The 23,271-nt window shown below is 52.9% G+C and carries 19 protein-coding genes and 1 riboswitch; of the genes, 8 read left to right on the forward strand and 11 right to left on the reverse strand.

Annotated features, from left to right (window positions below):
- Window positions 1-243: 243 nt before the first annotated feature.
- From secE to rpoC, 8 genes are all read left to right on the forward strand, one after another.
- The gene (gene secE / locus ACT3RT_RS21140; protein WP_034794996.1) at window positions 244-627 is read left to right on the forward strand and encodes a preprotein translocase subunit SecE; all 384 of its coding nucleotides are present in this window, start codon (window positions 244-246) and stop codon (window positions 625-627) included.
- The gene (nusG, locus tag ACT3RT_RS21145) at window positions 628-1,173 is read left to right on the forward strand and encodes a transcription termination/antitermination protein NusG (RefSeq protein WP_009639145.1); all 546 of its coding nucleotides are present in this window, start codon (window positions 628-630) and stop codon (window positions 1,171-1,173) included.
- A 161-nt stretch (window positions 1,174-1,334) separates the two neighbouring features.
- The gene (gene rplK, locus ACT3RT_RS21150) at window positions 1,335-1,763 is read left to right on the forward strand and encodes a 50S ribosomal protein L11 (RefSeq protein WP_034794998.1); all 429 of its coding nucleotides are present in this window, start codon (window positions 1,335-1,337) and stop codon (window positions 1,761-1,763) included.
- Between the two features lie 3 nt (window positions 1,764-1,766).
- Entirely contained in the window at window positions 1,767-2,471 is a 705-nt protein-coding gene (gene rplA / locus ACT3RT_RS21155; protein WP_034795001.1) for a 50S ribosomal protein L1, read from the forward strand.
- Window positions 2,472-2,821: 350 nt separating this feature from the next.
- Entirely contained in the window at window positions 2,822-3,319 is a 498-nt protein-coding gene (gene rplJ, locus ACT3RT_RS21160) for a 50S ribosomal protein L10 (protein WP_034795004.1), read from the forward strand.
- 65 nt (window positions 3,320-3,384) lie between these two features.
- A complete protein-coding gene (gene rplL, locus ACT3RT_RS21165) occupies window positions 3,385-3,750 on the forward strand; it encodes a 50S ribosomal protein L7/L12 (protein WP_034795006.1) in 366 nt (121 codons plus the stop codon).
- Between the two features lie 331 nt (window positions 3,751-4,081).
- A complete protein-coding gene (gene rpoB, locus ACT3RT_RS21170) occupies window positions 4,082-8,110 on the forward strand; it encodes a DNA-directed RNA polymerase subunit beta (RefSeq protein WP_034795009.1) in 4,029 nt (1,342 codons plus the stop codon).
- Between the two features lie 91 nt (window positions 8,111-8,201).
- Window positions 8,202-12,422: a DNA-directed RNA polymerase subunit beta' gene (gene rpoC / locus ACT3RT_RS21175; RefSeq protein WP_353500572.1), complete on the forward strand. Its 4,221-nt coding sequence runs from the start codon at window positions 8,202-8,204 to the stop codon at window positions 12,420-12,422.
- A 267-nt stretch (window positions 12,423-12,689) separates the two neighbouring features.
- On the opposite strand, the gene thiH is transcribed toward rpoC, so the two are convergent.
- The 11 genes from thiH to ACT3RT_RS21230 all read right to left on the reverse strand — a co-directional run bounded on the left by thiH (window position 12,690) and on the right by ACT3RT_RS21230 (window position 23,256).
- Window positions 12,690-13,856, reverse strand: coding sequence for a 2-iminoacetate synthase ThiH (gene thiH / locus ACT3RT_RS21180; RefSeq protein WP_485904190.1), 1,167 nt, complete (start codon window positions 13,854-13,856; stop codon window positions 12,690-12,692).
- Window positions 13,853-14,638, reverse strand: a complete 786-nt coding sequence (locus ACT3RT_RS21185; protein WP_353500573.1) for a thiazole synthase — start codon at window positions 14,636-14,638, stop codon at window positions 13,853-13,855. Before ACT3RT_RS21185 ends, thiH begins: the two co-directional genes overlap by 4 nt.
- 1 nt (window position 14,639) lies before the next feature.
- The gene (thiS, locus tag ACT3RT_RS21190) at window positions 14,640-14,840 is read right to left on the reverse strand and encodes a sulfur carrier protein ThiS (RefSeq protein WP_496203681.1); all 201 of its coding nucleotides are present in this window, start codon (window positions 14,838-14,840) and stop codon (window positions 14,640-14,642) included.
- On the reverse strand, window positions 14,837-15,586 hold the full coding sequence (locus tag ACT3RT_RS21195; protein ID WP_353503873.1) for a HesA/MoeB/ThiF family protein: 750 nt from the start codon (window positions 15,584-15,586) through the stop codon (window positions 14,837-14,839). Before ACT3RT_RS21195 ends, thiS begins: the two co-directional genes overlap by 4 nt.
- Window positions 15,576-16,232 (reverse strand): thiamine phosphate synthase, encoded by a 657-nt coding sequence (thiE, locus tag ACT3RT_RS21200; protein WP_353500575.1) that lies wholly within the window; start codon window positions 16,230-16,232, stop codon window positions 15,576-15,578. Before thiE ends, ACT3RT_RS21195 begins: the two co-directional genes overlap by 11 nt.
- Window positions 16,229-18,187 (reverse strand): phosphomethylpyrimidine synthase ThiC, encoded by a 1,959-nt coding sequence (gene thiC, locus ACT3RT_RS21205; RefSeq protein ID WP_496203682.1) that lies wholly within the window; start codon window positions 18,185-18,187, stop codon window positions 16,229-16,231. Before thiC ends, thiE begins: the two co-directional genes overlap by 4 nt.
- A gap of 139 nt (window positions 18,188-18,326) precedes the next feature.
- Window positions 18,327-18,454: riboswitch (TPP riboswitch) on the reverse strand.
- 81 nt (window positions 18,455-18,535) lie between these two features.
- Window positions 18,536-19,051, reverse strand: coding sequence for a sigma D regulator (gene rsd, locus ACT3RT_RS21210; RefSeq protein WP_485904185.1), 516 nt, complete (start codon window positions 19,049-19,051; stop codon window positions 18,536-18,538).
- 805 nt (window positions 19,052-19,856) lie between these two features.
- Window positions 19,857-21,554 (reverse strand): hypothetical protein, encoded by a 1,698-nt coding sequence (locus tag ACT3RT_RS21215; RefSeq protein WP_496203683.1) that lies wholly within the window; start codon window positions 21,552-21,554, stop codon window positions 19,857-19,859.
- Between the two features lie 7 nt (window positions 21,555-21,561).
- Window positions 21,562-22,095, reverse strand: coding sequence for a baseplate complex protein (locus ACT3RT_RS21220; protein WP_353500579.1), 534 nt, complete (start codon window positions 22,093-22,095; stop codon window positions 21,562-21,564).
- Window positions 22,067-22,792, reverse strand: coding sequence for a hypothetical protein (locus tag ACT3RT_RS21225; RefSeq protein WP_496203684.1), 726 nt, complete (start codon window positions 22,790-22,792; stop codon window positions 22,067-22,069). The genes ACT3RT_RS21220 and ACT3RT_RS21225 overlap by 29 nt, the downstream gene beginning before the upstream one ends.
- Entirely contained in the window at window positions 22,792-23,256 is a 465-nt protein-coding gene (locus tag ACT3RT_RS21230) for a tail fiber assembly protein (protein WP_496203685.1), read from the reverse strand. Before ACT3RT_RS21230 ends, ACT3RT_RS21225 begins: the two co-directional genes overlap by 1 nt.
- Window positions 23,257-23,271: the final 15 nt, after the last annotated feature.

The following is a 23,271-nucleotide window of genomic DNA, read 5'->3' on the forward strand; positions in this document are numbered from 1 at the left end:
CTTTTTTGTCACTTTACGTTGACGCAATGCACACTAAAAGGGCATCATTCGATGCCCTTTTCTACGCTGTGGCGCTAGAACCTATCTCATCAGCGATTTATACGTCATAATCATTGGTGAGATAGGCTCTGAGATATAGCGTAAAACACCGAGTTGCGCTCACTGTAGAGCATCGATCGGTTTGGTTTGCCTCGCAATGCGAGGCAAAGTTGTTTGTTCTGAATCATTGTGACGGGTTGGTTTATGAGTGCGAATACCGAGGCTCAAGGGAGCGGGCGCGGCCTGGAAGCGGTAAAATGGTTAGTTGTTGCCGTTTTGTTGGTCGTAGCTATTGTCGGTAACTATTATTACCGTGCATACAGCCTGCCGTTACGTGCGCTGGCAGTTGTTGTCATCATTGCTATCGCTGGTGCAGTGGCATTATTGACGACTAAAGGCAAAGCGACAGTTGCGTTTGCGCGCGAAGCGCGTACCGAAGTACGTAAAGTAATTTGGCCTACGCGCCAGGAAACATTGCATACCACACTGATCGTTGCTGCGGTAACTGCCGTTATGTCACTGATTCTGTGGGGACTAGATGGTATTCTGGTTCGCTTGGTATCTTTTATTACTGGCTTGAGGTTCTAAATGTCTGAAGCACCTAAAAAACGTTGGTACGTCGTTCAGGCGTTTTCCGGCTTTGAAGGCCGCGTAGCACAATCGCTGCGTGAGCACATCAAATTGCACGACATGGAAGAGCTGTTCGGCGAAGTCATGGTTCCTACGGAAGAAGTTGTTGAAATCCGTGGTGGTCAGCGTCGCAAGAGTGAACGCAAATTCTTCCCAGGTTATGTGCTTGTTCAAATGGTGATGAATGACGCCAGCTGGCACTTAGTGCGTAGCGTTCCTCGCGTAATGGGTTTCATTGGCGGTACTTCTGACCGTCCGGCGCCTATTAGCGATAAAGAAGTTGACGCTATTATGAATCGCCTGCAACAAGTCGGCGATAAGCCACGGCCGAAAACGCTGTTTGAACCAGGTGAGTTGGTCCGTGTTAACGACGGTCCGTTTGCTGACTTTAACGGTGTTGTGGAAGAAGTGGATTACGAAAAAAGCCGCCTGAAAGTGTCTGTTTCTATCTTCGGGCGTGCAACGCCTGTTGAGCTGGACTTCGGTCAGGTCGAAAAGGGTTAATAACTCTTTCAACATCGGTTCGAACAGATGTTGTGCAGGGCGCGAAATTAAACTATAATTTCGCGCCTTTTGTTTTTCTGTGCAGCCTCTGCACAGAAAAGTACTGCAAATAACGGGGAGCCTCTTCAAACAGGCGATATTACCCAACTGAGGAAATTTAAATGGCCAAGAAAGTACAAGCCTACGTCAAGCTGCAAGTTGCAGCTGGTATGGCTAACCCAAGTCCACCGGTAGGTCCGGCACTGGGTCAGCAAGGTGTTAACATCATGGAATTCTGTAAGGCATTCAACGCTAAGACTGAAAGCGTTGAGAAAGGCCTGCCGATCCCTGTTGTCATTACCGTTTACTCTGACCGTTCTTTCACCTTCGTTACCAAAACGCCTCCAGCAGCTGTGCTGTTGAAGAAAGCGGCTGGTATCAAGTCTGGTTCCGGCAAGCCGAACAAAGACAAAGTGGGTAAAGTAACGACTGCTCAGGTTCGTGAAATCGCAGAAACCAAAGCTGCGGACATGACTGGTTCTGACGTAGAGGCCATGGCGCGCTCTATCGAAGGTACTGCTCGTTCCATGGGCCTGGTAGTGGAGGATTAATAGATGGCTAAGCTGACCAAGCGCATGCGCGTGATCCGTGACAAAGTTGATGCTACTAAACAGTACGACATTAACGAAGCTGTTGCTCTGCTCAAAGAGCTGGCCACTGCTAAATTCGTTGAAAGTGTAGACGTTGCCGTTAACCTCGGTATCGATGCACGTAAATCTGACCAAAACGTTCGTGGTGCTACCGTTCTGCCTAACGGCACCGGTCGTTCTGTTCGCGTTGCTGTCTTCACCCAAGGTGCAAACGCTGAAGCTGCTAAAGCTGCAGGCGCTGAGCTGGTAGGTATGGAAGATCTGGCTGATCAGATTAAGAAAGGCGAAATGAACTTTGACGTTGTTATTGCTTCTCCAGATGCAATGCGCGTTGTAGGTCAATTAGGTCAGGTTCTGGGCCCACGTGGTCTGATGCCTAACCCGAAAGTTGGTACTGTAACTCCTAACGTTGCTGAAGCGGTTAAGAACGCTAAAGCAGGTCAGGTTCGTTACCGTAACGACAAAAACGGTATCATCCATACCACTATTGGTAAGGTTGATTTCGAATCCGACAAGCTGAAAGAAAACCTGGAAGCTCTGTTGGTTGCACTGAAAAAGGCGAAGCCTTCTCAGGCTAAAGGCGTTTTCATCAAGAAAGTAAGCCTGTCCACTACCATGGGCGCTGGTCTTGCAATTGATCAAAGCGGCCTGAGCGCAACAGTTAACTAATTAACTGCTGACGTTTATCGCTTTACGCGGGCGATGGATTTGTCTAGAATCTATGGCCCGTTGTTTCGTTAACGCGAAACCAAGAATTTTTCGGTTGGAGCCTGGCCTATCCAGGCCTCCGTCCAAGACCGCAGGTGTCCCGCAAGGGACTTAATCCTTCCTGCGTAGACGGTGACAGAGCCTGAAGAAAATTTTTCTTTGTCTTTCTTTGTTTAAAGAAAGTATGAAGAACTTGAATAGTCTTTGCTGGATTCTCTGCTCACCGTGTTTGTACGCCTATCTCCGATCTCGGTTATAGGTGATGTGAGTTCCGGGGATTTTCCCCGGCTAAATCCAGGAGCAAAAAGCTAATGGCATTAAATCTTCAAGACAAACAAGCGATTGTTGCTGAAGTCATGGAAGTAGCCAAAGGCGCGCTGTCTGCGGTTGTTGCGGATTCCCGTGGCGTAACTGTAGATAAAATGACTGAACTGCGTAAAGCAGGTCGTGAAGCTGGCGTTTACATGCGTGTTGTTCGTAACACCCTGATGCGCCGCGTCGTTGAAGGTACTCAGTTCGAGTGCCTGAAAGACACGTTTGTCGGTCCTACCTTGATTGCATTTTCTTCTGAACACCCGGGCGCTGCTGCTCGTTTGTTCAAAGATTTCGCTAAAGCGAATGCAAAATTCGAGGTTAAAGCTGCGGCCTTTGAAGGTGAGTTTATCTCTGCGGCTCAAATCGACCGCTTGGCAACTCTGCCTACTTACGATGAAGCAATCGCACGCCTGATGGCAACCATGAAAGAAGCCGCTGCTGGCAAATTGGTTCGCACTCTGGCTGCAGTACGCGATCAGAAAGAAGCTGCTTAATCAGCCTTTCTTTTCTCGTTCAAATGCTTACGTATAAACTATTTCTGAATTCTAGGAACAATTAAATGTCTATCACTAAAGAACAAATCATTGAAGGCGTTGCAGCTCTGTCTGTAATGGAAATCGTTGAACTGATCTCCGCTATGGAAGAGAAATTCGGCGTTTCTGCTGCTGCTGCCGTTGCTGGCCCAGCTGCTGCTGCTGAAGCTGTAGAAGAGAAAACTGAATTCGACGTTATCTTGACTGCTGCTGGCGCTAACAAAGTTGCTGTTATCAAAGCAGTACGTACCGCTACTGGCCTGGGTCTGAAAGAAGCTAAAGACCTGGTAGAGTCTGCTCCAGCAGCTCTGAAAGAAGGCATCAGCAAAGACGACGCTGAAGCACTGAAAAAATCTCTGGAAGAAGCTGGTGCTTCTGTTGAAGTTAAGTAAGTTTAACTTCCCGGAGTGCAGTCTGTCCTAACAGACTGATGGCTGGTGACTTTTTAGTCACCAGCCTTTTTGCGCTATAGAGTGTCAGTGGTGTTTCACACTGTTTGAACACTGAACTACTCTAATATCTCTTTCTATAGACGACTTAATATATTGATGCCCCTTGCTGTGGCTCATCCACAGATAATGCACAACGAAATGATTTAAGAGTGATAGAAACGGGTATTGCGGAAAGCGTCTCTGCTTTTCGGTCGACATAAACGGTGTTGCATGAACTGTCCTTCTCAGGGCAGACAAGATTGGGTCACTGATCAGCGAGCTGAGGAACCCTATGGTTTACTCCTATACCGAGAAAAAACGCATTCGTAAGGATTTTGGTAAACGTCCACAAGTTCTGGATATTCCATATCTCCTTTCTATCCAGCTTGACTCGTTCCAGAAGTTTATCGAGCAAGATCCGGAAGGCCAGTACGGTCTGGAAGCTGCATTCCGTTCTGTATTCCCTATCAAGAGCTACAGCGGTAACTCTGAGCTGCAATACGTTAGCTACCGTCTTGGTGAGCCTGTATTCGACGTTAAAGAATGCCAGATTCGTGGTGTGACGTTCTCCGCGCCACTGCGCGTGAAACTGCGTCTGGTGATCTATGAGCGTGAAGCACCAGAAGGTACGGTCAAAGACATCAAGGAACAAGAAGTCTATATGGGCGAAATTCCGCTCATGACCGAAAATGGTACCTTTGTGATTAACGGTACTGAGAGGGTTATCGTATCTCAGCTGCACCGTAGTCCGGGCGTATTCTTCGACAGCGATAAGGGTAAAACCCACTCATCGGGTAAAGTGCTTTATAACGCACGTATTATCCCTTACCGCGGTTCATGGTTAGATTTCGAGTTCGACCCGAAAGATAACCTGTTTGTACGTATTGACCGTCGCCGTAAACTGCCTGCGACCATCATTCTGCGTGCATTAAACTACACCACTGAACAGATCCTTGACCTGTTCTTTGACAAGGTGACTTACCAGATCCGCGACAACAAGTTGCAGATGGAACTGGTACCTGAGCGCCTGCGCGGTGAAACAGCTTCCTTTGATATCGAAGCTGACGGCAAAGTCTATGTAGAAAAAGGCCGCCGCATAACTGCTCGTCATATTCGTCAGCTTGAAAAAGACGACATTCAGCGCATCGAAGTTCCTGTTGAATACATCGCAGGAAAAGTAGTTGCTAAAGACTACATCGACACTAATACCGGTGAGCTGATTGTTCCTGCGAACATGGAATTGTCTCTGGATTTACTGGCTAAATTGAGCCAATCCGGTCACAAAACCATCGAAACGTTGTTCACCAATGACCTCGACCATGGCGCGTACATGTCCGAGACCATTCGCGTCGACCCAACCAGCGATCGCTTGAGCGCACTGGTTGAGATCTACCGCATGATGCGTCCTGGTGAGCCGCCAACTCGCGAAGCTGCTGAAAGCCTGTTTGAGAACCTGTTCTTCTCTGAAGATCGTTACGACCTGTCTGCTGTTGGTCGTATGAAGTTCAACCGTTCTCTGCTGCGTGATGAAATCGAAGGTTCAGGCATCCTGAGCAAAGACGACATCATTCAGGTAATGAAAAAACTGATCGGCATTCGTAACGGCCAGGGCGAAGTGGACGATATCGACCACTTGGGCAACCGTCGTATTCGTTCTGTCGGTGAGATGGCTGAAAACCAATTCCGCGTAGGCTTGGTTCGTGTTGAGCGTGCTGTTAAAGAGCGTCTGTCTCTTGGCGATCTCGACACTCTGATGCCTCAGGACATGATCAACGCTAAGCCGATTTCGGCTGCGGTGAAAGAGTTCTTCGGCTCAAGCCAGCTGTCCCAATTTATGGACCAGAACAACCCGTTGTCTGAGATCACGCACAAACGTCGTATCTCTGCTTTGGGCCCGGGCGGTTTGACCCGTGAGCGTGCTGGCTTTGAAGTTCGAGACGTACACCCGACTCACTACGGTCGCGTATGTCCAATCGAAACGCCAGAAGGTCCAAACATCGGTCTGATCAACTCCTTGTCTGTTTATGCACAGACCAATGAGTATGGTTTCCTGGAAACCCCTTACCGCCGTGTGCGTGAAGGCGTGGTGACTGATGAAATTAACTATCTGTCTGCCATTGAAGAAGGCAACTTCGTTATCGCTCAGGCGAACTCCAACTTGGATGACGAAGGCCGCTTCCTGGAAGACTTGGTCACTTGTCGTAGCAAAGGCGAATCAAGCCTGTTCAGCCGCGACCAAGTTGACTACATGGACGTTTCTACCCAGCAGATCGTATCCGTTGGTGCTTCTCTGATTCCATTCTTGGAACACGATGACGCCAACCGTGCATTGATGGGTGCGAACATGCAACGTCAGGCGGTTCCTACTCTGCGTGCTGATAAGCCGCTGGTTGGTACCGGTATGGAACGTGCTGTAGCGGTTGACTCCGGTGTTACTGCCGTAGCCAAGCGTGGTGGTACTGTTCAGTACGTGGATGCATCCCGTATCGTTATTCGTGTTAACGAAGATGAGATGTACCCAGGCGAAGCAGGTATCGACATTTACAACCTGACTAAGTACACCCGTTCTAACCAGAACACCTGCATCAACCAGATGCCGTGTGTGAATCTGGGTGAGCCAATCGAGCGCGGCGACGTGCTGGCAGATGGTCCATCTACAGATCTGGGCGAACTGGCACTGGGTCAGAACATGCGTGTCGCGTTCATGCCTTGGAACGGTTACAACTTCGAAGACTCCATCTTGGTCTCCGAGCGTGTCGTTCAAGAAGACCGCTTCACCACCATCCATATCCAGGAACTGGCTTGTGTGTCCCGCGACACCAAACTGGGGCCTGAAGAGATCACGGCTGATATCCCGAACGTGGGCGAAGCTGCACTCTCTAAACTGGACGAATCCGGTATCGTTTATATCGGTGCTGAAGTAACCGGCGGCGACATTCTGGTTGGTAAGGTAACGCCGAAAGGTGAAACCCAGCTGACGCCAGAAGAGAAGCTGTTGCGCGCTATCTTCGGTGAGAAAGCGTCTGACGTTAAAGACTCTTCTCTGCGTGTACCAAACGGCGTTTCAGGTACGGTTATCGACGTGCAGGTCTTCACCCGCGATGGCGTGGAAAAAGACAAGCGTGCGTTGGAAATCGAAGAGATGCAGCTGAAGCAGGCTAAGAAAGACCTGACTGAAGAGTTGCAGATCCTTGAAGCTGGCCTGTTTGCGCGTATCCAGTCAGCATTGGTTGCTGGCGGTGTTGAAGCCGATAAGCTGGGCAAATTGCCACGCGATCGTTGGCTCGAACTGTCTCTGACCGACGAAGAAAAACAAAACCAGTTGGAACAGCTGGCCGAACAGTACGACGAACTGAAATCCGTGTTTGAGAAAAAACTCGAAGCGAAGCGTCGTAAAATCACCCAAGGCGATGACCTGGCACCAGGCGTGCTTAAAATCGTCAAAGTGTATCTGGCCGTTAAACGTCAGATTCAACCGGGTGACAAAATGGCTGGTCGTCACGGTAACAAAGGTGTTATCTCCAAGATCAACCCGATCGAAGATATGCCTTACGATGAAAACGGCACGCCGGTAGACATCGTACTGAACCCGTTGGGCGTTCCATCTCGTATGAACATTGGTCAGATTCTGGAAACCCACTTGGGTATGGCCGCGAAAGGCATTGGTGAAAAAATCAATGCGATGCTGAAGAAACATGAAGAAGTTTCCAAGCTGCGCGAGTTCATCCAGAAAGCGTATGACCTGGGCGACGATGTTCGTCAGAAAGTGGATCTGAGCACCTTTAGCGATGACGAAGTACTTCGTCTGGCTGAAAACCTGAAGAAAGGCATGCCAATCGCAACGCCAGTCTTCGACGGTGCGAAAGAGACCGAGATCAAGCAGCTGCTTGAAATGGGCGGAATCCCAACCTCTGGTCAGATCACACTGTTTGACGGCCGTACCGGCGAGCAGTTTGAGCGTCAGGTTACTGTCGGCTACATGTACATGCTGAAACTGAACCACCTGGTTGACGATAAGATGCACGCGCGTTCTACCGGTTCTTATAGCCTTGTTACTCAGCAGCCGCTGGGTGGTAAAGCTCAGTTCGGTGGTCAGCGCTTCGGTGAGATGGAAGTGTGGGCACTGGAAGCATACGGTGCCGCATATACCCTGCAAGAGATGCTGACTGTTAAGTCCGATGACGTGAACGGCCGTACGAAGATGTATAAAAACATCGTCGATGGCGATCACCGGATGGAACCAGGCATGCCGGAGTCCTTCAACGTACTGTTGAAAGAGATCCGCTCTCTGGGTATCAACATCGAGCTGGAAGACGAGTAAGTACTCGAATTCGCAATGATCACAGGGGCACCTGCCTGTTTATCAATAGACAACAGGTGCCTAACAGGTCTAACCCGACGGGAGCCAATCCGTGAAAGACTTACTAAAGTTTCTGAAAGCGCAAACTAAAACCGAAGAGTTTGATGCGATCAAAATTGCTCTGGCATCGCCAGACATGATCCGTTCTTGGTCTTTTGGTGAAGTTAAGAAGCCAGAAACCATTAACTACCGTACGTTCAAACCAGAGCGTGACGGCCTTTTCTGTGCCCGTATTTTCGGACCAGTAAAAGATTACGAATGCCTGTGCGGTAAGTACAAGCGTTTAAAACATCGCGGCGTGATCTGTGAGAAGTGCGGCGTTGAAGTGACCCAGACTAAAGTACGCCGTGAGCGTATGGGCCACATCGAACTGGCATCTCCAACTGCACACATCTGGTTCCTGAAATCTTTGCCATCGCGCATCGGTTTGCTGCTGGATATGCCACTGCGTGATATCGAACGTGTACTGTACTTCGAATCCTATGTGGTTATCGAAGGCGGTATGACCAACCTCGAAAAACGCCAGATCCTGACTGAAGAGCAGTATCTTGACGCGTTGGAAGAGTTTGGTGATGAATTCGACGCCAAGATGGGCGCAGAAGCTATCCAAGCCCTGTTGAAAAACATGGATCTGGAAGCCGAGTGCGAACAGCTGCGTGAAGAGTTGAACGAAACCAACTCCGAAACCAAGCGTAAGAAACTGACCAAGCGTATCAAGCTGCTGGAAGCGTTCGTTCAATCTGGTAACAAGCCAGAGTGGATGATCCTGACCGTGTTGCCAGTACTGCCGCCAGACTTGCGTCCATTGGTTCCGTTGGACGGCGGTCGTTTCGCAACGTCAGATCTGAACGATCTGTATCGTCGCGTTATCAACCGTAACAACCGTCTGAAACGCCTGCTGGACTTGGCTGCGCCTGACATCATCGTACGTAACGAAAAACGTATGCTGCAAGAAGCGGTAGATGCTTTGCTGGATAACGGCCGTCGCGGTCGTGCTATCACCGGCTCTAACAAGCGTCCGCTGAAATCTCTGGCAGACATGATTAAAGGTAAACAAGGTCGTTTCCGTCAGAACTTGCTGGGTAAACGTGTCGACTACTCTGGTCGTTCCGTTATCACCGTAGGTCCATACCTGCGTCTGCACCAGTGTGGTCTGCCGAAGAAAATGGCTCTGGAACTGTTCAAACCGTTCATCTACGGCAAGCTGGAACTGCGTGGCCTCGCGACCACCATCAAAGCTGCTAAGAAAATGGTTGAGCGCGAAGAAGCTGTCGTTTGGGACATCCTGGACGAAGTTATCCGCGAACACCCGGTACTGCTGAACCGTGCACCAACCCTGCACCGTTTGGGTATCCAGGCGTTTGAACCGGTTCTGATCGAAGGTAAAGCAATCCAGCTGCACCCGCTGGTTTGTGCGGCATATAACGCCGACTTCGATGGTGACCAAATGGCTGTTCACGTACCGTTGACGCTGGAAGCCCAGCTGGAAGCGCGTGCGTTGATGATGTCTACCAACAACATCCTGTCACCAGCGAACGGCGAGCCAATCATCGTTCCTTCTCAGGACGTTGTATTGGGTCTGTACTACATGACCCGTGACTGTGTTAACGCCAAAGGCGAAGGCATGGTTCTGACTGGCCCTAAAGAAGCTGAGCGCATTTACCGCGCCGGTCTGGCTTCTCTGCATGCGCGTGTCAAAGTGCGTATTACAGAAGAAATCAAAAACACTGAAGGCGAGTCTGTACACCAAACGACCATTATCGATACTACGGTTGGCCGTGCGATCCTCTGGATGATCGTACCTAAAGGTCTGCCGTTCTCTATCGTTAACCAGCCGTTGGGTAAAAAAGCTATCTCCAAAATGCTGAACACCTGTTACCGCATTTTGGGCCTGAAGCCGACCGTTATTTTTGCTGACCAGATCATGTACACCGGTTTTGCTTACGCTGCCCGTTCAGGCGCGTCAGTAGGTATCGATGACATGGTTATCCCTGCGAAGAAAGCAGAGATCATTGAAGAAGCAGAAACCGAAGTTGCTGAGATCCAGGAGCAGTTCCAGTCTGGTCTGGTAACCGCTGGCGAACGCTATAACAAAGTGATCGATATCTGGGCCGCAGCTAACGAACGTGTTGCTAAGGCAATGATGGAAAACTTGTCTGTTGAAGACGTCGTCAACCGTGACGGTGTTGTTGAGCAGCAGGTTTCCTTCAACAGCATCTTTATGATGGCCGACTCCGGTGCGCGTGGTTCCGCTGCACAGATTCGTCAGCTGGCCGGTATGCGTGGCCTGATGGCTAAGCCAGATGGTTCCATCATTGAAACGCCAATCACCGCGAACTTCCGTGAAGGTCTGAACGTACTCCAGTACTTCATCTCGACCCACGGTGCTCGTAAAGGTTTGGCGGATACAGCATTGAAAACTGCGAACTCCGGTTATCTGACCCGTCGTCTGGTTGACGTGGCACAGGACCTGGTAGTGACCGAAGACGACTGTGGTACTCACGAAGGCATCATGATGACTCCGGTCATCGAAGGTGGCGACGTTAAAGAACCACTGCGCGAACGCGTTCTGGGTCGTGTAACTGCTGAAGATATCCTTAAGCCGGGTACGGCGGATATTCTGGTTCCACGTAACACCCTGCTTCACGAGAAGACCTGTGATCTGTTAGAAGAGAACTCAGTCGACAGCGTGAAAGTACGTTCAGTCGTAAGCTGTGAAACCGATTTTGGTGTGTGTGCAAACTGCTACGGTCGCGACTTGGCACGTGGTCACATCATCAACAAAGGTGAAGCAGTAGGTGTTATCGCAGCACAGTCCATCGGTGAGCCGGGTACTCAGCTGACGATGCGTACGTTCCACATCGGTGGTGCTGCATCTCGTGCGGCAGCAGAATCCAGCATTCAGGTGAAAAACACCGGTACGATTAAGCTGAGCAACCACAAGCACGTTACTAACGCTAACGGCAAACTGGTTATCACTTCTCGTAACACCGAGCTGAAATTGATCGACGAATTTGGTCGTACCAAAGAAAGCTATAAAGTGCCTTACGGTTCCATCATGGGCAAAGGTGACGGTCAGGCAGTTAACGGCGGCGAAACCGTAGCTAACTGGGATCCGCACACCATGCCTGTAATCAGTGAAGTGGGCGGTTTCATTCGCTTCGCTGATATGGTTGATACCCAGACCATTACCCGCCAGACCGATGATTTGACTGGTTTGTCTTCACTGGTTGTTCTGGATTCTGCAGAGCGTACTGGTAGCGGTAAAGACCTGCGTCCGGCACTGAAAATTGTTGACGCCAAAGGCGACGACGTATTGATCCCAGGTACTGATATGCCTGCTCAATACTTCCTGCCAGGTAAAGCAATTGTACAGCTGGAAGATGGTACTCAGATTCACCCAGGTGACACCTTGGCGCGTATTCCTCAGGAATCCGGCGGTACCAAGGACATCACCGGTGGTCTGCCACGCGTTGCTGACTTGTTCGAAGCGCGTCGTCCGAAAGAGCCTGCAATCCTTGCTGAAATCAGCGGGATCATCTCCTTCGGTAAAGAGACCAAAGGCAAGCGTCGTCTGGTAATTTCTCCGTTGGATGGCAGCGATGCTTACGAAGAAATGATCCCGAAATGGCGTCAGCTGAACGTGTTCGAAGGCGAAGTTGTGGAACGTGGTGACGTTGTATCTGACGGCCCAGAATCTCCACACGACATTCTGCGTTTACGTGGTGTTCATGCGGTTACCCGTTACATCACCAACGAAGTGCAGGAAGTTTACCGCCTGCAAGGCGTTAAGATTAACGATAAACACATCGAAGTTATCGTTCGTCAGATGTTGCGTAAAGGCACCATCGTTAGCGCTGGTGGCACCGACTTCCTGGAAGGCGAGCAGGCAGAAATGTCTCGCGTTAAAATCGCTAACCGTCAGTTGGAAGCTGAAGGCAAAATCACGGCCACGTACACCCGTGACCTGCTGGGTATCACCAAGGCATCCTTGGCGACCGAGTCCTTCATCTCCGCTGCATCGTTCCAGGAAACGACGCGCGTTCTTACCGAAGCCGCTGTTGCGGGTAAACGTGATGAACTGCGCGGCCTGAAAGAAAACGTCATCGTTGGCCGTCTGATCCCAGCCGGTACCGGTTACGCTTATCATCAGGATCGTGCTCGCCGTAAAGCACAGGGCGAAGTGCCTGTTGTTCCGCAGGTTAGCGCGGACGAAGCAACGGCTAACTTGGCTGAATTGCTGAACGCCGGTTTTGGTAACAACGACGAGTAATCGTTTTTGATAGCAGACTGCGTGAAAACCGCTCCTTCGGGGGCGGTTTTTTTTTGCCTGTTGAAAGCGCACTCTAGAAGGAAAATTTGCTGGTGGCTGGGCAAAGAGGTACCGCCCTGAACCGGGGATGAGACCAGTTTAGGGCGGCTTTTGGGAGGCGGAGCCGGGATGGCTGGCTCCGGCCACGGCACAATTGTCGCGGCAAAGACACCTTATCCTTTGCCACTTTTATCGGCGAGGGCCGGTTATCAGCCTCCCGATCCCTATTCAGATAATAGTTTTGGCTCTCAGCGAATCAGCATTTTGTTGCGAGGCGCGTCCAAGGAAACTGTCCCAGTCTTTCCACACCGGCTGCAACCCAGCCAGCGTCAGAGCCTCGGACACGCGTTTTGGCGAACGGTTATCGTGCGGAGCAAACTGCTCCAGCTCGGGATGGTCATCATCGGCATAGCCGCCGGGCTGTGTTTTAGATCCTGCGCTGACCGTGTTGATCGCCAGCGGCACCACGTGATCGCGAAAGTAAGGCGATTCGCGGGTGGAAAGCGAAAGTTCGACATCCGGCGTAAATAGCCGAAAAGCGCAGATCAGCTGCACCAGCTGATTCTCTTCAAGGATCGACGCAGGCTCAATCCCTCCCGCACAGGGGCGCAATCGTGGGAAAGCCACGGAGTAGCGCGTCTGCCAGTAAGTTTGTTGCAAATAAAACAGGTGCTCCGCCACCATATAGCTGTCGGTCCGCCAGTTGTTGGAGAGGCCGAAAAGGGCGCCCAGCCCGATTTTATCCACGCCTGCTCGGCCCAGCCTGTCCGGCGTTTCCAGCCGCCAGAAAAAGTCTTGCTTCTGCCCGCGCAGGTGGTGCAGGGCGTAGGTCGGCGCATGATAGGTTTCCTGATACACCAGCACGCCGTCCAGCCCCAGCGTTTTCAGTTCGGCATATTCATCCTGCGACAGCGGCTGAACCTCAATCATCAGGGAATCGAATTTCTGACGAATCGCCGGGAAATGCTGGCGGAAGTAGTCCATTCCCACTTTGCTTTTATGCTCACCCGTCACCAGCAGCAGGTGCTTGAAACCTAAGCTGTTTAAGGCGTCACACTCGCGGTCAATCTCTTCTTCATCCAGCGTTTTGCGCTTGATGCGGTTACTCATTGAGAAGCCGCAGTAGGTGCATTCGTTGGCGCAAAGATTAGATAAGTAGAGCGGGGCGAAGAAATTCACCGTGTTGCCGAAGCGTTGGCGAGTCAGCGCCTGCGCCTTTTGCGCCATCTGCTCGAGATAGGGCAGCGCGGCGGGGGAGATCAGCGCCATAAAATCATCGCGACTGATTTTCGTTTTACCAAGCGCGCGCTCGACATCGCCAGCTGTTTTGCTATTAATCCGCAACGACAGGTCATCCCAGTCGAGGGTTTCCCAGACTTGGGTAAAAGTACTCATGATGTGGCACTCTCAGCCGAAGCAGAAAGGAATCCGGTGAGCGGGCTGGAGGCCGACGCCGTGCGGTGTTTGCCGCCGAGACCGCTGTGGCGGGCCAGCGCGCCGGCTTCTACCGCGAGTTTGAAAGCCTGCGCCATGGCGATTGGGTCGCCCGCGACGGCAATCGCCGTATTGACCAACACCGCGTCCGCGCCGATTTCCAGCGCATCCGCCGCCTGACTTGGCGTACCAATTCCGGCATCCACAATCACCGGCACGCGGGCCTGTTCGATGATGATTTGCAGGAACTCGCGGGTGATCAAACCCTGATTGGAGCCAATTGGCGCGCCAAGCGGCATGACCGCCGCGCAGCCCACTTCTTCCAAACGCTTACACAGCACCGGGTCGGCACCGCAATAAGGCAACACCACAAAGCCTTGTTTTACCAGCGTTTCTGCCGCTTTCAGGGTTTCAACGGCATCCGGCAGCAGGTATTTCACATCCGGGTGAATTTCCAGTTTCACCCAATGAGTGCCCAGCGCTTCTCGCGCCAGCTGGGCGGCAAAAATCGCCTCTTCAGCCGTTTTCGCCCCCGAGGTGTTCGGCAGCAGTTTGACGCCCAGCTTTTGCAGCGGCGCAAGAATGTCGTCGCCGCCGCGGCGCAGGTCCACGCGCTTCATCGCCATGGTCACCAGCTGCGAGCCCGACGCGGCAAGGGCCTGCTGCATCAGCGACGCGCTGGCGAACTTTCCGGTTCCGGTAAACAGACGCGAGGTAAAAGTCATATCAGCAATCTTTAACATGTCATCCTCCAGCGATGGCCTGAAACAGCAAGATATTGTCGCCGTCGGTCAACATGTGCGAAGACCAGTTGTGGCGAGGAATAATCACCTGATTAACCGCCAGTGCGCTGCCCTCCTGCGAGTGATTCAGCTGTTCAAGTAGGTCCAGCAGGGTGAGAGGCGCGGCGAAATGGTGAGGTTCATTATTTATCATCAGCTTCACGGTTTAGCTCCACATACCGCGCAAAGGTCTGAGCGCGTGAGTTGGGCCGTCCGCCAGCTTTGCTGTTTGCCGTCGAATAAGCGTAATTTTCCGCTCAGCGAACTGCCGAGCCCGGCGATAATTTTCAAGGCTTCTAAGGCTTGCAGCGTGCCAATCACTCCGACCACCGGGCCGAGCACCCCGGCGGTGCGGCAATTGCGCACCGGCGTGTGGTGGTCGGGGTAGAGGCAGGCGTAGCAGCCGTGAGAATAAGGCGGTTCGAGCACCAGCAGCTGGCCGCTAAAGCCCACCGCGCTGCCGCTAATCAAGGTTTTTTGATTCTCAACGCAGGCCTGATTGATGGCGTGTCGAGTGGCCATGTTGTCGCTGCAATCCAGCACCAGATCCGCAGCGCGCACCGCCTCGGTGAGGGGCTGACCCTCCAGCCGCTGCTCGATTGCCACGATTTCACACTCCGGGTTCAGCCTGAGTAACTCGCGCTTGGCGACCGCCGCCTTGGGCTTATCCACGTCGGCGCTGCGATAGATAACCTGCCGCTGCAAATTCGAAATATGCAGTGCGTCGTCATCCGCCAGCGTCAGTTTGCCGACGCCAGCCGCCGCAAGGTAGAGCGAGGCGGGAGAGCCTAGCCCGCCAAGGCCGACAATCAGCACCTTGGCGGCGTCTATTTTCTCCTGCCCGTCGGGGCCAAACTCCTCGAGCAGCAGCTGGCGGCTGTAACGCATAAAGGATTGATCATTGAGCATCATCAGCCTCTTCACTGGCGCAGAGCGCCAGAAGTTCCGCGGTTGCCTTGCGCCAGTCCGCCGCCTGCGTAATGGCGCTGACCACCGCGATGCTGCCGACGCCGGTGGCTAACACCGACGGCGCTTTGTCGATGCTAATGCCGCCAATCGCCACGGTGGGGAAGCTGCCGTCGAGCTGCCTGATGTGGCGCTCCAGCTCCTGCAAGCCCTGCGGCGCGGAAGGCATCTCTTTGGTTTGCGTCGGGAAAATATGGCCGAGGGCGATATAAGAAGGCTTCACCGCCACGGCGCGCGCCAGCTCGGCATCGTCATGGGTCGAAACCCCCAAACGCAGCCCGGCGGCGTGAATTGCCGCAAGGTCGGCAGTGTCGAGATCTTCCTGCCCGAGATGCACGCCGTAGGCCCGATGCTTCACCGCCAGACGCCAATAGTCATTAATAAACAGCTGCGCCTGATGCTGATGGCCCAATGCGATGGCCTGAATAATGGCCGGTTCGACCTCTTCGTCAGGCAGGTCTTTGACCCGCAGCTGAATAGTTTTAACGCCTGCCTCCAGCAGGCGGGCTATCCATTCAACGCTGTCTACCACCGGGTAAAGCCCCAGACGGAAAGGAACGGCGGGGAAGGCGTGGGTTAGCGCGCTCATTTGCCGGCCTCCGCGCTGAAGCTGTCGGCCGGGTGGTAAAGCTCGCTGCCGCGTGAACGGAACTCAGACGACATTTGCGCCATGCCGGTTTGCACAATCTCGATAGGCAGGGCCTGAGTTTCCAAGGTGGCTGCGTAATCGCGCACTTCTTGGGTGATTTTCATTGAGCAGAATTTCGGGCCGCACATAGAGCAGAAGTGAGCGACTTTGCCTGACTCCTGCGGCAGGGTTTCGTCGTGGTAGGCCCGCGCCGTGGCGGGGTCGAGAGCCAGATTGAACTGATCTTCCCAGCGGAATTCAAAACGCGCCTTGGACATGGCGTTATCGCGGATCTGCGCGCCCGGATGACCTTTCGCCAGATCCGCCGCGTGGGCGGCAATCTTGTAGGTGATCAAGCCTTGCTTCACGTCCTCTTTGTTCGGCAGGCCGAGGTGCTCTTTCGGCGTGACGTAACACAGCATGGCGCAGCCGAACCAGCCGATCATCGCCGCCCCGATACCCGAGGTGAAGTGGTCGTAGCCCGGCGCAATGTCGGTGGTCAGTGGCCCCAGCGTGTAGAACGGTGCCTCGTGGCAGTGCTCCAGCTCTTCCGTCATGTTGCGGCGGATCATCTGCATCGGCACGTGACCCGGCCCTTCAATCATCACTTGAACATCATATTCCCAGGCGATTTTGGTCAGCTCGCCCAAGGTGCGCAGCTCGGCGAACTGGGCTTCGTCATTGGCATCCTGAATAGAACCCGGACGCAGGCCATCGCCCAGCGACAGAGAGACGTCATAGGCGGCGCAGATTTCACAAATTTCGCGGAAATGCTCAAACAGGAAGCTCTCTTTATGGTGCGACAGGCACCATTTCGCCATGATTGAGCCGCCGCGCGACACAATGCCGGTCAGGCGTTTGGCGGTCATTGGCACATAGCGCAGCAGCACGCCCGCGTGGATGGTGAAGTAGTCAACGCCTTGCTCCGCCTGCTCCAGCAGGGTGTCGCGGAACATTTCCCAGTTCAGGTCTTCGGCGATACCGTTCACTTTTTCCAAGGCTTGGTAGATCGGCACTGTGCCGATAGGCACTGGGCTGTTACGCAAAATCCATTCGCGGGTTTCGTGGATATAGCGGCCGGTGGACAGGTCCATTACGGTGTCCGCGCCCCAGCGGGTGGACCACACCAGTTTTTCCACCTCTTCTTCGATAGAGGAAGTCACCGCCGAGTTGCCGATGTTAGCATTCACTTTCACCAAGAAGTTGCGGCCGATAATCATCGGTTCGGACTCTGGATGGTTGATGTTGGCGGGGATAATCGCCCGGCCTGCGGCCACTTCCTGACGCACAAATTCCGGCGTGATATTGGCGGGCAGGTGAGCACCAAAGCTCTCGCCCGGATGCTGCTGGCGCAACACTTCACCGCGAATTCGCTCACGGCCCATGTTTTCGCGGATGGCGATGAACTCCATTTCCGGGGTGATTATCCCCTGGCGGGCATAGTGCAGCTGGGTGACATTTTTACCCGCCAATGCCTTGCGCGGGCGAGGCAAATGCTCGAAGCGCAGGTGGTCCAGCCCGTCATCGGCCAGACGCTGCTGGGTAAAGCCGGAGCTTACCTGTGGTAGCTCTTCGGTATCGTTGCGTGAAGCAATCCAGCCCGCGCGCAGCTTCTCCAGACCGGCGTGGACATCAATCGTCGCCTCGGGATCGCCATAAGGCCCGGCGGTGTCATACACCGGAATGGCCTCGTTTTCCTCATAGCGCGGGTTGTCTTTGGTGCCGCTAATGAGCGTCGGGCTGAGTTGGATCTCGCGCATCGGTACGCGCACGTCGGCGCGCTCGCCTTGTAGATAAATCCGCTTGGAGTTTGGGAAGGCGACGCCCTGCAGGCTGTCGATAAAATCTTGAGCTCCGGCGCGCTGCTCGCGACGGTTTCCGGGCTTTTTAGGGGTGTTTGACTGAATGCTCGACATAGCAAATTCCTCGTGTTTTTCATGATAAAAAACGTTACGTGATGGAAAATTGCTTGTCTGGAGGTTTACGGCAGGAGTAAAAACGGTCGATTTAGCCGCCAAAGGCCGTGGCGATGCAGGGCCAGAATGAGGCTAAACGCATGACATTACTCTTGTTCCCTTCGCGGGTATTAACCCGATCAGGTTCCGCGGATCCCGAATTAACGGTCTCAGCCTGGCGTAACGTCCGTGAGGAACATCATGCGCTAGGCACTCCGACAAGAAGCCCCAATATAGGGGGCTGAAAAATAAACTACAACCCAGATAGGGTTATTTAATGTTGAAATAGGTTAATCGATTGTTTCGAAATTACGCCGGGCGCTCGAGCACCTGATCGTTTGCAACGGGTGGTAACACATCTTGTGAAGGTTCGAATGCTAAGGTAATTAGCTGATCTTCAAGGACAAAGCGCGCATCTAAGGCTTCGCCGATATCGGAAAGCGCATAGTGGAAAGCAAAGGCGTTGTCATCGGTGATATCTGTTTCGGTATAACTGTCATGGAAAGCCATGATAGCTTCGGTGTTCAGTTCAAGGGCTGGATAGATTTTCGACGCAATCAGCTGTTTTGGGCTGTCGATACCTTCAACTTCATCGATAATACGGTGGTAAAGGTGGAAATGGCCGGCTGAGAGATAATCCACCAAGTTGTGGCAAAAGTTATCCAGCGCTTTTTCGTTTAGCGGGGTATGCTTTTCTTTGTTCGGTTTCAGTCCAACAAGCGTGCAATAGGAGACTAAGAGTTCTTTGCGCGCATGAAGCCACTGATCGATTAACTCGTTACTGCCACCAACGCGTTGGGTCAGTCTTTCCAGACGATTTAGCATGGTTGACTCCGTGAGCGAGAGAAAAGTAACCAAAAGGTTAAAGGTTACTAATATTGAACTTTTATACGTGTTTAAATTGTTGTTTTATATTTAAATGTTATTTTGCATGTCCACAAAATGACCTCAGATAAAAAACAATCTAATTTCATACTAGGCGTTGTATATCGTGCCGTCAAAGCATGTAACGCGCTTGGTTTGCTTTCCTTCATCATTGCGGCGAAATCATCACGGAATGCCGCCAAATGACCACGGATAACGAACTATTCATAACGGATAGCGAGATCGGTAACGGATCCGAACGTGCGATATTTTGCAAAATGTATGCTTGCTGAAAATTCGCCCGCAAGCCGCGCCACGCCTGCTACGAGTAATGATCACCCCTCTTATTTTTCTGCCCTTAACTTACCGATGCGATCCAGACGGAAAGCGCCGGAGATCCTTTTAAAACATCAACTTAAACAATAGGTTGGTTTTGGCGCTGGCCCTGATTTTTGCAAACGGCTGCAAAAGTTGGCGACATGTGCAAAACCTTACCGAAGCAACAACCCCAGACGCTGCGCGGGCTGGCGGTAGGGTTTGCGCAAAAATTCCTTTGCAAAATTTTTATGATCCAAATAGTGCAGGCGGGTGCGGTGTAGCGCCGTTTCCGTCTGGTATGCGCTTCCGTCTGCGTGTTTCTGTTAGCGCTGTGGGGCGTGGTAAGACGAACGCAAAAAAGGCCGAACGGTGTCGGCCTTGGGGTGTTGCGTTCAATGGTGGGCGTTACAGATCGTTTTAGCGAGGGGTGTTTCTGCGGGGCTTTTCGTCAGGCGATCAACGGCCCATATTTGGTTTTCAATGTGCTCGTTTTCGCTGCCGTTTTGGAGAACTCGCCCGACTGCTGGCTGGTGCCGGTGTTGGGGTGCGTATGGTTTGCGGCAAGCGTTGCCAACTCGTTGACGACGTCGAGCGTGTCGGTCAGCAAGGTGAGGACGTTAATTGCGTCGGTACCCAGTTTAACCGTTGGCGCAATCAGTTGCTGTGCCTGGGCGACGCTTCGACGGATGCCGGTTATCTTTTCAGTCAGTGAAGCCCCAATAGTGACATCAGCGTTGCCGGTGATGGTGTCTTCGAGATTCGCGCTAACGCTGCGCTTCACGTTCTTACAGGAAATGGTCAGATCCCCAGACGTGCCGATACTGTAATCGCCCTCGGCTACGTGAACCACGGCACCGGCTAACAGCGTGGCCGTGCCCAGTACCGTGGTTTTGTCCGTTGCCTGGATAGTGGTTTCGCGAACTACCAGCGTGCGGGTTTCATCATCAGCCTGAATAACGCGCGTCATTGAGGTTTCTTTGATTGCCTGGTCGGTCTGGCGTTCCCAATCACCGGCGACGTTAATCCGCTGGGATACCCCTTCACGCTGCTGTTGCAATTGTTCGCCGGGCTTCACGGCGGGCAGGTTTTGACCCTGCGGCATGGTCTGGCGCACAAAGGGCTTATCCGGTCGCCCGCCAGTGAAGCCAACTTCCACTAAGGTGCCAGGCGGTGGGAATTGGAACATGCCGGACTCACTGCCGGCCATCGGTACCGGCAAGGGCACGGCGGGATAAACCGGCGTACCTTTCGCCGGATTACCGTCGCTGTCGAGCAGTTGTAAATCGACCGCATAGCGTGGGCGAAACGGGTCGGCGATGTTTCCGGTTGAAACGTCTTCGCTCGGCGCTTCGACGCGGGCGAACTGGGGCAGGTGCAGACCAGATGCCAGTTCGGGGAACGCGTTTTCGACCTGGCGCTGTACTGCCGATTTTTGCAAGGGCTGGCCGGTTGCCTTGTTACGCGGTTGCCACGTGATCGCCATGTCGTCGTTTTCTAATCGAACCTGGCTTAACCGCTGGCCGTTAACTTCAGCACCAGGGCGCAGGCTCTGAATGAGCGGCACGGTCATCGAATTACCGCCCGCGCTGGACTGGCTAAACTCGCTCGGGATGTCGACCGGCTTACCTGCAAACATGCTGTGGGCGGCAGCGCCGATAAAGACGTCACCGTCCGGCAACTGATACCACAGGTAATCAGGAATGGAGAACGCGCGGCCAAGGTTGGCAAACAACTGGTACCCGGTACCGCTGTGAGTGAAATGCGGGATTGGCTTGTCGGCATAGTCGGCACCCGCTGGCGGGCTGACGTTTAGGCCGCATTGCTCACTAATCCAGTCGGTGATGGTGCGCAAGGTGGGATGCTGAAACGAGCACGGCCACGGTTTATCGAATACGCCGATTAACTCCCGAACGAAAAGACGCTGGGAACCATTTTCTGACGGCTGCGACCGCTCCACGTAGCCGGTGAACCAGCGCAGGACTAAACCGTCATAACCGATATCGATACGCACCATTTTGCCGGTGTAATCGGTATCGGTCTGCGCTGTAATAAATCCCCGACCGCACGCGTTTAGCTCGAGCATGACGTTAACGTCGACCAGATGGATGGGGTCAGTTGAAAGGTACAGGCGTTTAATCGGTTTCATGCTTTAGTTATCCCAGCGCGTCATTGACGGGTTTTAAGACTTTTTGTTCGAACCAACTCATTTTATCGGCGTCCTCACCGGCTGAGTTTTTACCGCCCGCGCCGGTCTGCTTGGTGCTGGGCGTATTGTTGCCTTTGCGGGCTTCGCGCTTCTCGGGGACGCTGCTTTTTTCGCGCAGGGTAAAACTGACGTTCCAGGCGAGGATATCTTCCTGCGGAATGGCATCAATCTGGCCGGTGAACGTCCCTTCGCGAAAATTGATAGCCGTCGCGGTCGCGTTGGCGATACGGTATTTTTTTAGCGAACCGCTGGACTCAGTTGCCGATGCCAACTGAAAAAGCCGCTGCAAAATCGCCTGGTCATCAAATGCCACTAAGCCGGTGACGCGCAGTTCTTTGGCCTTGATGCCCTGTTCGGCGTTGGTTGTGCTGGACGTCTGCCCGGACTGGTCTTTTTCCTGAAATTGCATGGAAGGCGATACCAGCATTCTTTTCATGATGATGCCTTCGCCATCAAGTGCGAGTTGGACGGCCTGGGTCATTTATCATTTTCTCCAAATCTTTCAATGAATCACCGGTAAACATCATGGCGGCGGTATGCACTGCGGTGGCCTGCGGGATATTTTTCAATAATTCGACCGCGCCGGTATGCATATCCCCTGAATGCGTAAACGCCCATACGTCAGCGCTGGCCCCTTTAAGGTCACTGAGTCCCTGACTGATATTGGTGAGCAAACCGGCGCGGGCCTGCATAAAACTGGCAATTTGCGCCTTTAACCCTGCGGTGCTGGTACTGGCTGCGGCGGCAAGCTTGGCGGCGGCCACGCGCTGGGCATTCACGGCGGCCCGATTGGTCGATACCGACAAGGGGATAGCGGCGGGCAGGGCGTTAGCTAGTTTTCCAGGCAGTTGCATTTTAACCGTGCTCAGTTCGGCAGCCGCCTTTGCCATTCTGCTGACCTGAGTAAACGCCGGTGCGGGGAAGACGGCCGCCAGACTGTTTAACCCCTGCATAAATGCATCGTGGGTGTTTTCGGCAATCATCAGGACGATCACGTCGCCACTGTTGCCGCTGGCGGCCAATTTTTTAGCCAGATATGCCAGAGCATTGGCCGGGCTAAGGTATCCGCCTGAATCAGTGGATTGACCCAGCCCGTAAACCCAAGGATGTGCCGGAACAATGGCGCAAGAAAGCGGTGCCATGTTGTCAGCAATCTTGAGTACGGATTTACGCCACATTACTGCGGCACCTCGGGCCATGTTGGATTGCTGCTGTCAACGCGAGTCAATGCGATACGGTATATCTTCCACGCCTTAAGGCGTTCCTTCTCTTCGTCCGTTGCGATGTCGAGTTCGACGGCATCCTGTAAGGGGGCTATCACTTCCGTGGCGCGGGTAATTAAGTTGGCGCGTTTTGCATCAGCCTGCGCGATAACCTCAGCCTTAGTTTCAGTGCGCTTTTTAATTTTAGTGCCGTCAAAAATCCAGTTGCCATCAACCGCAAAATCTTTAGGAACCTTTGACAGTTTGATTTCAGTCACCGAAAGGTTAATCGGCCACAGTTTCGAAATATCCTCATAGGCTGAACAGATTATCCCCGCATCGTTATAAGCGATTTTAAGCGTGTCATTGGCAAAATATCTCTGCATTTCATACCAATCATCGCCTTGCCCATCCTTGAGAAACAGTACGCCTTGCCCCAAATTATTCACCTCGGG

It is taken from the genome of Ewingella sp. AOP9-I1-14 (assembly GCF_052375995.1).
Classification (GTDB): Bacteria; Pseudomonadota; Gammaproteobacteria; order Enterobacterales; family Enterobacteriaceae; genus Ewingella; species Ewingella allii.

Excerpts from the sequence above, each read along its gene's own strand:
- rplK (WP_034794998.1), top strand. The coding sequence starts at position 1,335 with ATGGCCAAGAAAGTACAAGCCTACGTCAAGCTGCAAGTTGCAGCTGGT.
- thiE (WP_353500575.1), bottom strand. The coding sequence starts at position 16,232 with ATGAGCGCGCTAACCCACGCCTTCCCCGCCGTTCCTTTCCGTCTGGGG.
- thiH (WP_485904190.1), bottom strand. The coding sequence starts at position 13,856 with ATGAGTACTTTTACCCAAGTCTGGGAAACCCTCGACTGGGATGACCTG.
- nusG (WP_009639145.1), top strand. The coding sequence starts at position 628 with ATGTCTGAAGCACCTAAAAAACGTTGGTACGTCGTTCAGGCGTTTTCC.
- ACT3RT_RS21220 (WP_353500579.1), bottom strand. The coding sequence starts at position 22,095 with ATGACCCAGGCCGTCCAACTCGCACTTGATGGCGAAGGCATCATCATG.
- rpoB (WP_034795009.1), top strand. The coding sequence starts at position 4,082 with ATGGTTTACTCCTATACCGAGAAAAAACGCATTCGTAAGGATTTTGGT.
- rsd (WP_485904185.1), bottom strand. The coding sequence starts at position 19,051 with ATGCTAAATCGTCTGGAAAGACTGACCCAACGCGTTGGTGGCAGTAAC.
- ACT3RT_RS21185 (WP_353500573.1), bottom strand. The coding sequence starts at position 14,638 with ATGTTAAAGATTGCTGATATGACTTTTACCTCGCGTCTGTTTACCGGA.
- thiC (WP_496203682.1), bottom strand. The coding sequence starts at position 18,187 with ATGTCGAGCATTCAGTCAAACACCCCTAAAAAGCCCGGAAACCGTCGC.
- ACT3RT_RS21225 (WP_496203684.1), bottom strand. The coding sequence starts at position 22,792 with ATGTGGCGTAAATCCGTACTCAAGATTGCTGACAACATGGCACCGCTT.
- secE (WP_034794996.1), top strand. The coding sequence starts at position 244 with ATGAGTGCGAATACCGAGGCTCAAGGGAGCGGGCGCGGCCTGGAAGCG.
- rplL (WP_034795006.1), top strand. The coding sequence starts at position 3,385 with ATGTCTATCACTAAAGAACAAATCATTGAAGGCGTTGCAGCTCTGTCT.
- rplJ (WP_034795004.1), top strand. The coding sequence starts at position 2,822 with ATGGCATTAAATCTTCAAGACAAACAAGCGATTGTTGCTGAAGTCATG.
- rplA (WP_034795001.1), top strand. The coding sequence starts at position 1,767 with ATGGCTAAGCTGACCAAGCGCATGCGCGTGATCCGTGACAAAGTTGAT.
- ACT3RT_RS21215 (WP_496203683.1), bottom strand. The coding sequence starts at position 21,554 with ATGAAACCGATTAAACGCCTGTACCTTTCAACTGACCCCATCCATCTG.
- ACT3RT_RS21195 (WP_353503873.1), bottom strand. The coding sequence starts at position 15,586 with ATGCTCAATGATCAATCCTTTATGCGTTACAGCCGCCAGCTGCTGCTC.